The sequence below is a fragment of the Pseudomonas sp. St29 genome, assembly GCF_001547915.1.
Classification (GTDB): domain Bacteria; phylum Pseudomonadota; class Gammaproteobacteria; order Pseudomonadales; family Pseudomonadaceae; genus Aquipseudomonas.
In genome coordinates, this window is record NZ_AP014628.1 from 5,251,373 (window position 1) to 5,264,630 (window position 13,258).

A 13,258-nucleotide genomic window follows, 5' to 3' on the forward strand; every position below is an offset into this window, starting at 1 on the left:
TGGCCAGCTCGCAGCTGGCGACTCGTTGAGCGAGCGCCGGCGCCGAACTACCCAGGCGCACAGTGCTCCACTCCTAAAATGACTGCGCTGATGCTATCAGAGACGCAGGCGCCCGCCACGACTGCGTGCCGTTCCCAGACCATGGGGCAACAGACTTGAGCGGGTATGGGCGTGACAGATGGCGATGGCCAGGGCATCCGAGGCATCGATCTGCGGCTTGGTGGTGAGCTTGAGCAGGTGCATGACCATCATCTGCACCTGTTCCTTGTTGGCACCGCCGGTCCCGGCCACGGCCTGCTTGACCTGGGTCGCCGTGTACTCGGCGATCTCCAGGCCTTCTTCGGCCCCGGCGACAATCGCCGCCCCACGGGCCTGCCCGAGCTTGAGTGCCGAATCGGCATTGCGTGCCATGAACACCTTCTCGATGCCCATGGTCACCGGACCGTAGGTCTGAATCACCTCACGCACACCGCGATAGACAATCTGCAAGCGCTCGGGCAACTCGCCGGCTCCGGTGCGAATACAACCGGACGCCACGTACACGCAGCCACGCCCGGTGTCTCGAACCACGCCATAACCGGTAATGCGTGAGCCGGGGTCGATGCCAAGAATAAGAGTCATAAAGCCTGCTGCTTGAGTAAGAAGACCGGCCGGCCAGGACCGGAAACGCAAAAAGGCAGAAGCCGGAAGCGCCCTGCCGCGCATTCATCGCGACGTGGCACGTCCGGCTTCAAGGGTAGTGCAAGTGGATCAGCCGAGCTGCTCGGCCACCGACTGCGGGATATCCGCGTTGGAATAGACGTTCTGCACATCGTCCAGGTCTTCCAGCATGTCGATCAGCTTGAGGACCTTCTCCGCCCCCTCCAGATCCAGTTCGGCACTGGTAGTGGGCAGCATGACGATTTCTGCGTCCGCAGCGGTGAAGCCAGCCGCTTCCAGGGCATTGCGCACACCGTAGAAACCAGCAAACGACGTGAACACGTCGACGGAACCGTCTTCGTTGCTCACCACATCGTCGGCATCGGCCTCCATCGCCGCCTCGATCAGCGCATCTTCATCGACACCTTCGGCGAAAGTGATCTGGCCCTTGCGTTCGAACAGATAGGCCACCGATCCGTCGGTCCCCAGGTTGCCGCCGCACTTGCTGAACGCGTGACGAACCGCAGCCGCGGTGCGATTGCGGTTGTCGGTCATGCATTCGACCATCACCGCCACGCCATTGGGGCCATAGCCTTCATAGGTCAGCTCGACCACGTCGTCGCTGCCGGCAGCGCCGGTGCCACGGGCGATGGCACGATCAATGATGTCGCGGCTCATGTTGGCGCCCAGGGCCTTGTCCAGGGCCAAGCGCAAACGTGGGTTGGAACCTGGCTCGCCACCGCCCTGACGGGCCGCAACGGTCAGTTCACGAATCCACTTGGTGAAGATCTTGCCTCTCTTGGCATCCTGACGCTCTTTGCGGTGCTTGATGTTCGCCCACTTGGAATGACCTGCCATAACTTGCTCCAAATTCTCTTTGAAACATTGCCCACGCCGCTTGGCGGGCGGGGCAACAAAACTCGACCCATAGAAAAAGCGCACCCGAAGGTGCGCCTTATCGGGCCGGCTTATTCAGCCTTGGGCTGTTCGCGCAGGCGGATGTGCAGCTCACGCAGAGCCTTGGCATCCACCAGACCCGGTGCCTGAGTCATGACGCAGGCCGCGCTCTGGGTTTTCGGGAAGGCGATCACTTCACGGATCGACTGGGCGCCGGTCATCAACATCACCAGACGGTCCAGACCGAAGGCCAGGCCACCGTGCGGCGGTGCGCCGTACTTGAGGGCGTCCAGCAGGAAGCCGAACTTCTCTTCCTGTTCCGCTTCGCTGATGCCCAACAGGCGGAATACCGCTTGCTGCATTTCCTTGCGGTGGATACGGATCGAACCGCCACCCAGCTCGGTGCCGTTCAGGACCATGTCGTAGGCGCGCGACAGAGCGGTAGCCGGGTTGGCTTCCAGCTCTTCAGGCGAGCACTTCGGCGCGGTGAACGGGTGGTGCAAGGCGGTGAAGCTGCCGTCGTCGTTCTCTTCGAACATCGGGAAGTCGACCACCCACATCGGTGCCCATTCGCAGGTCAGCAGGTTCAGGTCGTGACCGAGCTTGATGCGCAGGGCGCCCAGGGCTTCGCTGACGATCTTGGCCTTGTCGGCACCGAAGAACACGATGTCGCCGTCGACCGCACCCACGCGATCGAGGATCACGTTCAGGTTGGCTTCCGGAATGTTCTTGACGATCGGCGACTGCAGGCCTTCAACGCCCTTGGCGCGCTCGTTGACCTTGATGTACGCCAGGCCCTTGGCACCGTAGATGCCGACAAACTTGGTGTAATCGTCGATCTGCTTGCGCGGCATGCTCGCTCCGCCAGGAACGCGCAGGGCGGCAATACGGCATTTCGGATCGTTGGCCGGGCCGCTGAACACCTTGAATTCCACTTCCTTGAGCTGGTCGGCAACGTCCACCAGTTCCAGCGGGTTGCGCAGGTCCGGCTTGTCGGAACCGTAGCGACGCATGGCTTCTTCAAAGGTCATGTGCGGGAATTCGCCGAACTCCAGACCCAGCACTTCCTTGAACAGGTTGCGGATCATGCCTTCGGTCAGGCCCATGATGTCTTTTTCGTCGAGGAAGCTGGTCTCGATGTCGATCTGAGTGAACTCAGGCTGACGGTCGGCACGCAGGTCTTCGTCACGGAAGCACTTGGCGATCTGGTAGTAGCGGTCGAAGCCGGCCACCATCAGCAGCTGCTTGAACAGCTGTGGCGATTGCGGCAAGGCGAAGAAGCTGCCGGCGTGGGTGCGGCTCGGCACCAGATAGTCGCGGGCGCCTTCCGGAGTGGCGCGAGTCAGGATCGGGGTTTCCACGTCGAGGAAACCGTTTTCGTCCAGGTAGCGACGGATGCTGGTGGTCATGCGCGAACGCAGGCGCAGCTTTTCGGCCATTTCCGGACGGCGCAGGTCGATGAAGCGATAGCGCAGGCGGGTTTCTTCACCCACGTCGGAGTATTCGTTGAGCGGGAACGGCGGGGTTTCCGCTTCGTTCAGCACTTCCAGCTCGTAGCCCAGAACTTCGATCATGCCCGAAGCCATGTTGGCGTTGCCGGCACCGGCCGGGCGCAGGCGCACCTTACCGGTGATCTTGACTACGTATTCGCTGCGCACGCGATCGGCGGTGGCGAAGGTTTCAGCGCGGTCCGGGTCGAACACCACCTGGGCCAGACCTTCACGATCACGGATATCGAGGAAAATCACCCCGCCGTGGTCACGGCGACGGTGGACCCATCCGCAAAGGGTTACTTCCTGACCTTCCAGGCTTTCGTTCAGTTGGCCGCAATAGTGGCTGCGCATCATGGTAGTGGTTTCACTTCTCGTAATTCGAAATTCGATGGAGGCCTTGCGCACCATGAGGTGCCGGATAGTGCAAGAACTCGCGCGTGTCGTTCAACTTAGTCAGCTTTGTCGCCACCGGCCAGATTCTTCTTGGAGCCGGTCTTGAAGTCGGTTTCATACCAGCCGGTGCCGCTGAGGCGGAATCCGGGCATGGACAGCATCTTTTTCAGTTCAGGTGCCTGGCAGGCAGGGCAGTCGACCAGCGGCGCAGCACTGATCTTTTGAATGGCTTCCAACTGATGACCACAGGAAGCGCATTGGTAATCGTACATGGGCATGGGGGCGTCTCGGCAATCCAGATTACTGCTTGAACTACAGCCAGAGCCCACGCCAAAGCTCGGGCTACCTAGCAAAGAGCGGGATTATATCCATTAAATCGGCCCTGTGCAGCCGTATGACCATATAGATGCCGGAGCCTGTCAAAAGGCGCCGATGGCGTCCGGGACGTCATCGGCCATGAGCGGCTTAACGATGTTCCAACAGGGAGCGCAGCATCCACGCGGTTTTCTCATGCACTTGCATGCGCTGGGTCAGCAGATCCGCCGTTGGCTCATCGCTGACCTTGTCCAGCAACGGGAAAATGCCACGGGCGGTGCGGGTGACCGCTTCCTGGCCGGCCACCAACTGCTTGATCATTTCTTCCGCGGCCGGCACGCCCTCCTCTTCCTTGATCGAAGACAGCCGGGCGTAGATGGAGTAGGCACCCGGTGCCGGGAAGCCCAAGGCACGGATGCGTTCAGCGATCAGGTCAACCGCCAGGGCCAGTTCGTTGTACTGCTCTTCGAACATCAGGTGCAGGGTGCGAAATTGCGGGCCGGTGACATTCCAATGGAAGTTATGGGTTTTCAGGTACAACACGTAGGTGTCCGAAAGCAGACGGGAAAGGCCGTCGACGATGGATTTACGATCTTCTTCGCTGATACCGATATCAATTGTCATGTTTCTCTCCGTTAACGGGATGGATTCACCCAATCAGCTGCCGGACCACTCTAGCAAGAGTGTCGCTCCCCCGCCGACCCGGATCGGCAATTGGCCCGCGGTGGATTGCCCCATGGGCCGGCCATGGCTTGCCAACACTGGGTTCCAGGCAATGGCTGACCTGCGGAAAAAACCGGAGTTCCCCGGAAAACCGCGGCCATCTGTCTAGAACGCGACTTTGCCCGATGCTCCGATTACCAAGGGCAACATGGAGCATTTCCAATCACCCGCTGCTGATTTGAGAAGGCCGGGGCTTTGCTGTTAAATAGACTCCGTGTCGCTGATGCCTATTTCTTCGGCCAGCGCGCATAGGCTGACCCCGCGTACGTAACCACCGCCTCACCCATTTATTCAGAAGCGAACCGTGCGTGATCAGCTCTTCCTTGTGCATCCTTCTTAACGTGAGTTAATCAAAATGTTGAAAATCGTCCACCTGCTGACAGGCATTGCAGCTTTGCTGCTGTCCTTGATTCCGAGTCTTAGATCTGACGCGGTTCCCTACCTGCAACAATCCGATGCTATTTACCTGGCTCTGTTCGGCCTGCTCAACCTGATCCTCGCTCCGGTTATCCCGCACTGGAACAAAGGTTCGCGCCATCACCTGCAAAACCTGGTCAGCGCTCTGCTGGTACTGGTCGTGGTCCTGCAAACCCTCACCTTGCTGGCGCCAATGCCGGTGATCGGTGGTCAACCGGCAGTCCTGGTGAGCCTGCTGACCGCCCTGGTCGCCGTGGCGCTGCACCTGGGCATCAGCTTCTACAAGTCCTCGCCCGCGGCCTCCGCAGCTCCCAGCTACGACATGAGCAACCGCGATACCGGCACAGTGAAGTGGTTCAACACATCCAAGGGTTTCGGTTTCATTTCCCGCGACTCCGGCGATGACATCTTCGTGCACTTTCGCGCCATTCGCGGAGAAGGTCACCGCGTACTGGTGGAAGGCCAGCGCGTGGAGTTCTCGGTCATGAATCGCGATAAAGGCCTGCAAGCCGAAGACGTGATCGCTGCACTGCCACGCCGCTGATCAACGCCAACAAAAAACCGCGCCCTGGCGCGGTTTTTTTTGTGCAGCAAGAATGCCGACCTTCCTTTAATAGTGCGGGGGCGGCGCCTCTTCCTCGAAAGACTCGAACTGCCCAACCATTTCCTCCTGGCGCTTGAGCAAGGCGTTCATCTGCAGCTGCAGGCGCTCCAACACCTTCTGCTGCGATACCAGCACATCGTTCAAGGCTTGAATGGTGTCATCCTGAAACGCCAGACGGCTTTCCAGATCGGTAACACGCGCTTCCAGACTCATGGCTCAAACCTCCAGAAAATGGAAATCATCGGTCAGCACCACTCGCAGCCGATTGCGAATCGCCGCAACTTCCTGCGCGGTGTAAGGCTTGGCGGGGTGCTTGCCCCACACTGGCGCCGGCCAAGCGGCGTCATCCCGCTTGCGCACGATCACGTGCATGTGCAACTGACTCACCACGTTACCCAACGTCGCCACATTCAACTTATCGGCATCGAAGGAGTCCTTGAGCACTTCAGCCAATGCCGTGGTTTCCCGCCATAGCTGCAGTTGGTCGGTGACATCCAGTTGAAACAACTCGCTGATATCTTCACGACGGGGCACGAGGATGAACCAGGGATAGTTCGCGTCATTGGACAGCAGCAACCGACAGAGGGGGAAATCCCCGATGGGCAATGTGTCTTGTTGCAGCCGTGAATCTAAAGTGAACACTGCATTTACTCCCGCTCAGCTCATTTCAGCCTGGCTCACAGCATCGGTGACACTGGCCAGGCGACAGACGCGCAGCATACCTGCGAATGCCACGGGCTTCATGAGCAAAGCGCTCACCCGGGACATCGCCCGCCAATCAGCCGGCAAGGAGCCAGCTTCAATGCAGCCCAAGCGCCCCACGACAGTACATTTTCTGATGCATTGCACCATTTGTGCACGAGGCGTCACAACTGACCAGAACATGACTCGTTACGCCATCGTCGTCGTCAACCATAACCACACATGACTGTATGAACCCTGCACAGCATTACAAAAGTTTTGCACCAAAATCGCACAGACGGTCTACGCTCAATTCCTCAAGCATCCGCCGTCTACTCACCTTGCAGTGTGGACCGGTAACATTTTGGCGCGCTGTGCGACTTATTGCACAGTCCTGCACCAGTAAGCTCCTTGCGTCAAGCCAAACAAAAAGACGCTTTACATGGCTGTTTTATGCGGTTTTTACAGGTCGGCACGCCGCCCGGAAGAAAAAAGACCAGACAACTTTGGTTTGTGCACGCTTGTTGCATTAACCCCCGACATCGTCTGCGATGGAGCACCGGAAGTGGCTCGTCACAGACTCATAATAATAGTGGCAAGGCTGCCCGGCGGTGCTTTTTAGAGTGTGTACGTCGAGAGCTGAATTGCTCGTGATGTTCCTTCGAAGAACACGACCTAAGTTGTTGGTTCGGATACAGACTGGCTGCAAAATTGCGACACTGACCGAGCAAATTGCGACAGGCTCGTAAAGAAGCTGAAAGGATAGATAGGCAAGTATCGCCAACATTGTCAGCGTGATATAAGTTTGCGCCGACACAAAAAGAAAGAGCCGCCCAGATAAAAAAACAGGTGGGACGGCAGTACTCTTCTAAAAACCAAAGGAGCAAATCACGATGCGCGTGATGAAGTGGAGCATGATCGCCCTGGCTGTATCAGCAGGCACCTCGCAGTTCGCAATCGCGTCCTCCCAGGACGATGCAAAGGGCTTTATCGAAGATAGCACCCTGACTGCGAAAACCCGTCTTGAGTACATGAACCGTGACTACAAGAGCGGTGCAGGTAACCACCAACGTGACGATGGCACCTACAAAAGCGGCTATCGCCAAGACACTGGCCTGAGTGAACTGCTGCAGTACAGCTCCGGCTTCACTCAAGGCACCGTAGGCGTAGGCGTTGACGCTTTCGCCATGGGTGTGGTCAAGCTGGACGGTGGCGCTGGCCGTTCTGGCAACGGTCTGGCAGCCAACAACAGCCGTGGCGAGCCTGAAAAAGATTCGTCCGCTGTAGGTGGCGCCGTCAAGTTCCGCATCTCCGATACCGTACTGAAATACGGTAACCAAATGGTTGCCAGCCCGGTATTCACTACAGACGACAGCCGCCTGCTGCCTGAAGTCGCCACCGGTACCTTGATCACCAGCAACGAGATCAAAGGCCTGGAGCTGAATGCGGGTCACTTCACCGCCCTGCGCTCGCAGACCGGTCAGTACAACGACAGCATCAACGGTCGTAACAGCGACACCGGCCTGAAAAACCCAGGCCTGACCTCTGCCGACTTCGCAGGTGCAACCTACAAGTTCACCGACAACTTCGTAGGCGGCGTGGCAGCGTCCAAGGTTGATGACTACTTCAAGAAGCAATACATCAACCTGAACTACACCTTCCCGATCGCCAATAACCAGTCGCTGAACGTCGACTTCAACGGCTATCGCAGCAAGGATGACGGGAAGAAACTGGCAGGCGATCTGGACAACCGTGTATGGAGTCTGGCAACCGCTTACAGCATCGACGCCCACAAGTTCACCGTGGCATACCAGCAATCCAGCGGTAAAACCGGCTACAAGTACGGTGTTGACGGTAACGGCACTATCTACGTGGCCAACTCGGTGCAGATCTCCGACTTCGTTGGCGAAGATGAAAAATCCTGGCAGGCTCGTTACGACCTGAACATGGCTTCCTTCGGCGTTCCTGGCCTGAGCTTCATGACCCGTTACATTCGCGGCACCAACGTTACTGTTGCCGACTCCAGCGATGGCAAGGAGCACGAATGGGACGTAGAGGCCAAGTACGTACTGCAAGAAGGCCCAGCCAAAGACCTGTCCTTCCGTCTGCGTAACGCCATCTACCGTGGCAGCAACGCCGACTACCGCGCGACCAACTACGACAACCTGAACGATCTGCGTCTGATCGTAGAGTACCCACTGAGCATCTTGTAATTTCAATGTTCAGTTGATTGCGCCAACGCGCAACTCAAATAAAAGCCGCCGCCCTGGATCAGGTCGGCGGCTTTTTTGTGCGTGGCAACAGTAACTCGTAGAAGAAAAACTTAAATAGCAAGCTAACTAAAGAAGTTGCTTGCACTCGTTATGCCCCCGCTTTCGAATGAAACTTGATAGTTGCCAAGGAACCCTGAAAACAAACAAGGGGCCTAAAAGCCCCTTGTCTTGAACAGCATTAGTTGACCACATGGCCAAGTATTGAAAGCACCTTATGAGACAGCCGCTTCCTGAACCACACGAATCACGCGCTGCGGAAAGGGAATATCGATGCCCGCCGCCTTCAAGCGATCGCGCGACAGCTCGTTGAACTGGAACATCACGTCCCAGTAATCCGCAGTCTTGACCCAAACCCGCAGAGACAAGGTAATAGCACTGTCACCCAGGGTGGACACCACTGCCACCGGCGCGGGATCGGCCAGCACGCGCTCGTCTTTCGCCAGCTCCAGCAGCACTTCACGGGCCTTCTGCAGATCTGCGTCGTAATCCACACCCACGTCAAATACCACCTTGCGAGTGGGTTGACGGTTGTAGTTGGTAATGATGCCGTTGGACAGGTTACCGTTGGGCACGATCACCGTCTTGTTGTCACCAGTACGCAACACCGTGTGAAAAATCTGAATGCTGTCCACGCTACCGCTGATGCCTTGGGCTTCAATGAAGTCGCCAATGCGAAACGGACGGAACAACAGGATCAACACCCCTCCGGCGAAGTTCGCCAGGCTGCCTTGCAGGGCCAGACCGATAGCCAGCCCGGCGGCACCAATCGCGGCAACGAACGAGGTCGTTTCGACACCGATCATCGAGGCCACGCTGACAATCAGCAGCACCTTGAGAATGATGTTGGCCAGGCTGCTGATAAAGCCTTGCAACGCCAGGTCGGCATTACGCAACGCCAGCAACTTGCCCACTTTGTGCGTCAACTTGTTGATCAGCCACCAGCCGATGGCCAGGGTGATCACTGCCAGCAGCACCCGGCTGCCGTATTCCATGATCATCGGGATCCAGGCTTGGGAAGCCCGGACCAGGTTGTCTACTTCAGCGTTCAAATCCATCTATCTCTCCAGATTCCCCGGGGTGGCGGCGTGCATGACTGACCGGCAGAACGACCGGCTCCGCTGGAGCGCAATCGTTTCTGCCATTGCTCCGGCCTCGGACGCCAAAAAGCTCTAGAGGTTCCCGGAGACCGAGGGTCAGTCGCGGAAGTTGTTGAACTGCAGCGGCATGCCGAATTCCTTGGCACGCAGGGCGGCGATGGCCTCTTGCAGGTCATCACGCTTCTTGCCAGTGACCCGTACCTGCTCGCCCTGAATGGCGGCCTGCACTTTCAACTTGGCATCCTTGATATGGGCGACGATTTTCTTCGCCAGCTCCTTATCGATACCTTCCTTGAGCACCGCTTCCTGCTTCATCACCTTGCCCGAGGCATAAGCGTCCTTGACCTCCAGGCACTGCACATCGATCTTGCGCTTGACCAGAGCCAGCTTGAGAATTTCGATCATCGCTTCCAGCTGGAATTCAGCTTCCGCGGTCAGGTTGACGGTCAGTTCCTTGTCCTTGAACTCGAAGCTGCCCTTGCCCTTGAGGTCATAGCGGCGATCCAGTTCCTTGACGGCGTTTTCCACCGCGTTGGTGACTTCGTGCTTGTCCAGTTCGGATACCACGTCAAACGACGGCATGTAATCTCTCCAAATAAAAAGGGGCGCTGTTCAGAACATCGAACACGCCCGGCTTGCGGTTAAAATCCGCGCTCATTATAACGGGTCTTTCCCCTCCTTCACCGCGTGCCCTCCCCTGAGCGGCCAAACAGAGCGAAAAGCTGATGTCCACCACCTGGCATGTTCTCGGCGCCGGCAGCCTCGGCACTTTGTGGGCCACCCGCCTGGCCCGCGCCGGCTTGCCGGTGCGCCTGATCCTGCGCAATCAGGCCCGCTTGCAGGCGTATCAAGCGGCGGGCGGCCTGACCCTGGTGGAGCAGGGCCAGAGCAGCCTGCTGGCGATTCCCGGGGAAACCGTCGATAGCACGACGCCCATCAGCCGTCTGTTGTTGGCGTGCAAGGCCTATGACGCCGAAGCGGCGGTGTCCAGCATCGCCCCGCGCCTGACCCAGGACGCCGAGCTGATCCTGCTGCAGAACGGTCTTGGCAGCCAGGACGCAGTGGCGGCCCGGGTGCCCCAGGCTCGCTGCGTCGCCGCCTCCAGCACCGAAGGGGCCTTTCGCGACGGTGACTGGCGCGTGGTCTTCGCCGGCCATGGCTATACCTGGCTCGGCGACTGCAGCCACCCGACCCCGCCGATCTGGCTCGACGACCTGACCGCCAGTGGCATCCCCCACGAATGGAGCACCCAGATCCTCACCCGCCTGTGGCGCAAACTGGCCCTCAACTGCGCGATCAATCCATTGACCGTGCTGCACGACTGCCGCAACGGAGGCCTGCAGCAACACCAGTGCGAAGTGGCCACTTTATGCGCTGAACTGAGCGAGCTGCTGCACTGCTGCGGACAACCGGCAGCCGCGCAAAACCTGCAACAGGAAGTGGAACGGGTGATCCAGGCCACCGCCGCCAACTACTCCTCCATGCATCAGGACGTGACCAGTCAACGCCGCACCGAGATCAGCTACTTGCTCGGATATGCCTGTCAGGCTGCCGCCCGTCATCGCTTGCAACTGCCCCATCTGCAACAGTTGCAGCAACGCCTGGTCAGCCACCTGCAACTGCGCGGATTGCCCAGCGCCTGAGCAGCGGCTACGCTGCCCACTTGCTCATTTCCAGCGATATAGCCGATGCCATTGCGCCAGCGTCTCGAAAACCTGCCCGTGGGCCAAAAGCTCCTGGCCGCCCTGCTCGTCTTGCTCACCACCGTACTGCTGGTCGCCAACCTGACCTTTATCAGCGCCGCCTACTGGATCTCCCAGGAAAGCATGGCGCCCCAGGCCCTGCAGACCATTGGCCGACTGGTGTCCAATCCGATCCTGGCAACCCAGGCCCTCAACTCCCCCGAGGACGCACAAAAGCTGCTGGATGAACTCGACAGCTATACCCCGCTGCGGGCAGCGGCCCTGTATGACGGCAAGGGTGTGCGCCTGGCGCAGTTGCAACACGGCGAACACCTCAAGCTGCCCGAGCGCTACCGCCATATCGAAGCCTGGCAATTGACCGAGTTTCGCAGCAACCAGATCATCACCCTGCCTCGCCCGGGCCAGGCTCCGGGGCATCTGCTGCTGGTCGCCACCAGCGAACTGCCGATGGCGTTCTATACCGGCACCCTCACCGCCAGCCTGGGGATCCTGATATTCAGCGTCTTGCTCTGGCTGATCATCGCCCGACAGATCAAGCGCCTGATCACCCAGCCGATCCACCAGCTCGAGGAACTGTCGCGCCAGGTGACCCGCGAGGAGAACTACTCATTGCGTGCCTCCCGCGGCAACCACGATGAAATCGGCAGCCTGGCGGAAGCCTTCAACACCATGCTGTCGCGCATCGAAGCGCGGGAGCAGCAACTCAAGCGCGCGCGCGACGACTCCCAGGCCGCCTACGATCAGGCTCAGGGACTGGCTGAAGAAACCCGCCACACCAACCGCAAGCTGGAACTGGAAGTCCAGGTTCGCAGCAAGATCGAGAAGAAGCTCACCGGCTTCCAGAACTACCTCAACAGCATCATCGACTCCATGCCCTCGGCCCTGATCGCCCTGGACGAGCAACTGTACGTCACCCAATGGAACCAGGAAGCCAGTGCCCTGTCCGGCACTCGCCTGGACGAAGCCCTGAACCAGCCGATCTTCCTCGCCTTCGAACCGCTCAAGCCGTTCCTGCCGCAACTCAAGGAAACCGTCGAGCAACACACAGTGACCAAGGTCGAAAGGGTGACCTGGGTCAAGGACGATGAGGCCCGGCATTACGCCCTGACCTTCTATCCGTTGATGGGCGGCGCCGGCCGTGGCGTGGTGATCCGTATCGACGACATCACCCAGCGCCTGTCCCTGGAAGAGATGATGGTGCAGTCGGAGAAGATGCTCTCGGTGGGTGGCCTGGCCGCCGGCATGGCCCATGAGATCAACAACCCCTTGGGGGCCATCCTGCACAACGTGCAGAACATCCGCCGCCGGCTGTCCCCGGAACTGCCGAAGAACCTCGAGCACGCACAACAGATCGGCGTCGAACTGCAAACCGTCAACCGCTACCTGGAAAGCCGCGAAGTGCCGCAGCTGCTCGATGGCATTCAGCAAGCCGGGGCCCGGGCCGCCAAGATCGTCACCCACATGCTCAGTTTCAGCCGCCGCAGCAATCGCCAGATGGCCCCCTGCGACCTGCCGGCGTTGATTGACCAGGCGGTGGAAATCGCCAGCAATGACTTCGACCTGGCCATCGGCTTCGACTTCAAGGGGCAGGCGATCATCCGCCAGTTCGACCCGAACCTGGGGCCCGTGCCCGGCACCGCCAACGAACTGGAGCAAGTGTTGCTCAACCTGCTGAAGAACGCCGCCCAGGCCATCCACCAGCGTGAGGACGACAGCGAACCCGGGCGCATCATCCTGCGCACCAAGCTGAATCCGCCCTGGGCGGAGATCCAGGTGGAAGACAACGGCATCGGCATGAGCGAAAGCGTGCGCAAGCGCACCTTCGAGCCCTTCTTCACCACCAAGGAGATCGGCCAGGGCACCGGACTCGGCCTCTCGGTGTCGTACTTCATCATCACCAACAACCACAAGGGGCAAATGGAAGTGCAATCGACCCGGGGCCAGGGCACCTGCTTTACCTTGCGCCTGCCCCTGGCCAGCAACCAGCCCCCGGTTCAAGAACCGCTACCACTGGAGAACTAAG

General features: G+C 59.2%; 13 protein-coding genes. 4 read left to right on the forward strand and 9 right to left on the reverse strand.

Going from position 1 to position 13,258, the window contains the following annotated elements:
- Positions 1-96: 96 nt before the first annotated feature.
- From ruvC to PST29_RS23260, 5 genes are all read right to left on the reverse strand, one after another.
- The gene (ruvC, locus tag PST29_RS23240) at positions 97-621 is read right to left on the reverse strand and encodes a crossover junction endodeoxyribonuclease RuvC (protein ID WP_016963215.1); all 525 of its coding nucleotides are present in this window, start codon (positions 619-621) and stop codon (positions 97-99) included.
- A gap of 129 nt (positions 622-750) precedes the next feature.
- Complete coding sequence (locus PST29_RS23245; RefSeq protein WP_060840724.1) at positions 751-1,497, reverse strand: YebC/PmpR family DNA-binding transcriptional regulator; 747 nt, start codon at positions 1,495-1,497, stop codon at positions 751-753.
- 110 nt (positions 1,498-1,607) lie between these two features.
- Entirely contained in the window at positions 1,608-3,383 is a 1,776-nt protein-coding gene (aspS, locus tag PST29_RS23250) for an aspartate--tRNA ligase (RefSeq protein ID WP_060840725.1), read from the reverse strand.
- 95 nt (positions 3,384-3,478) lie between these two features.
- Positions 3,479-3,700 (reverse strand): FmdB family zinc ribbon protein, encoded by a 222-nt coding sequence (locus PST29_RS23255; RefSeq protein ID WP_010457489.1) that lies wholly within the window; start codon positions 3,698-3,700, stop codon positions 3,479-3,481.
- Between the two features lie 187 nt (positions 3,701-3,887).
- Positions 3,888-4,361 carry a Dps family protein gene (locus PST29_RS23260; protein WP_060840726.1) on the reverse strand — a complete coding sequence of 158 codons (474 nt, stop codon included), beginning with the start codon at positions 4,359-4,361 and terminating at the stop codon, positions 3,888-3,890.
- Between the two features lie 454 nt (positions 4,362-4,815).
- On the opposite strand from PST29_RS23260, the gene PST29_RS32550 reads away from it, so the two are divergent.
- A complete protein-coding gene (locus tag PST29_RS32550; RefSeq protein WP_060840727.1) occupies positions 4,816-5,421 on the forward strand; it encodes a cold-shock protein in 606 nt (201 codons plus the stop codon).
- Positions 5,422-5,487: 66 nt separating this feature from the next.
- Here PST29_RS32550 and PST29_RS23270 read toward each other — a convergent pair whose 3' ends face one another.
- A complete protein-coding gene (locus tag PST29_RS23270) occupies positions 5,488-5,694 on the reverse strand; it encodes a SlyX family protein (protein ID WP_060840728.1) in 207 nt (68 codons plus the stop codon).
- 3 nt (positions 5,695-5,697) lie between these two features.
- The gene (locus tag PST29_RS23275) at positions 5,698-6,123 is read right to left on the reverse strand and encodes an HIT domain-containing protein (RefSeq protein ID WP_060840729.1); all 426 of its coding nucleotides are present in this window, start codon (positions 6,121-6,123) and stop codon (positions 5,698-5,700) included.
- A gap of 932 nt (positions 6,124-7,055) precedes the next feature.
- Here PST29_RS23275 and PST29_RS23280 point away from each other — a divergent pair.
- Complete coding sequence (locus tag PST29_RS23280) at positions 7,056-8,375, forward strand: OprD family porin (protein ID WP_060844442.1); 1,320 nt, start codon at positions 7,056-7,058, stop codon at positions 8,373-8,375.
- 272 nt (positions 8,376-8,647) lie between these two features.
- On the opposite strand, the gene PST29_RS23285 is transcribed toward PST29_RS23280, so the two are convergent.
- Positions 8,648-9,490 (reverse strand): mechanosensitive ion channel family protein, encoded by an 843-nt coding sequence (locus PST29_RS23285; RefSeq protein ID WP_016963222.1) that lies wholly within the window; start codon positions 9,488-9,490, stop codon positions 8,648-8,650.
- A 138-nt stretch (positions 9,491-9,628) separates the two neighbouring features.
- Positions 9,629-10,114 (reverse strand): YajQ family cyclic di-GMP-binding protein, encoded by a 486-nt coding sequence (locus tag PST29_RS23290; RefSeq protein ID WP_011063029.1) that lies wholly within the window; start codon positions 10,112-10,114, stop codon positions 9,629-9,631.
- 143 nt (positions 10,115-10,257) lie between these two features.
- On the opposite strand from PST29_RS23290, the gene PST29_RS23295 reads away from it, so the two are divergent.
- Both PST29_RS23295 and PST29_RS23300 read left to right on the forward strand, forming a co-directional pair.
- Positions 10,258-11,175: a putative 2-dehydropantoate 2-reductase gene (locus PST29_RS23295; protein WP_060844443.1), complete on the forward strand. Its 918-nt coding sequence runs from the start codon at positions 10,258-10,260 to the stop codon at positions 11,173-11,175.
- A gap of 45 nt (positions 11,176-11,220) precedes the next feature.
- A complete protein-coding gene (locus PST29_RS23300; protein WP_060844444.1) occupies positions 11,221-13,257 on the forward strand; it encodes a sensor histidine kinase in 2,037 nt (678 codons plus the stop codon).
- Position 13,258 lies beyond the last annotated feature (1 nt).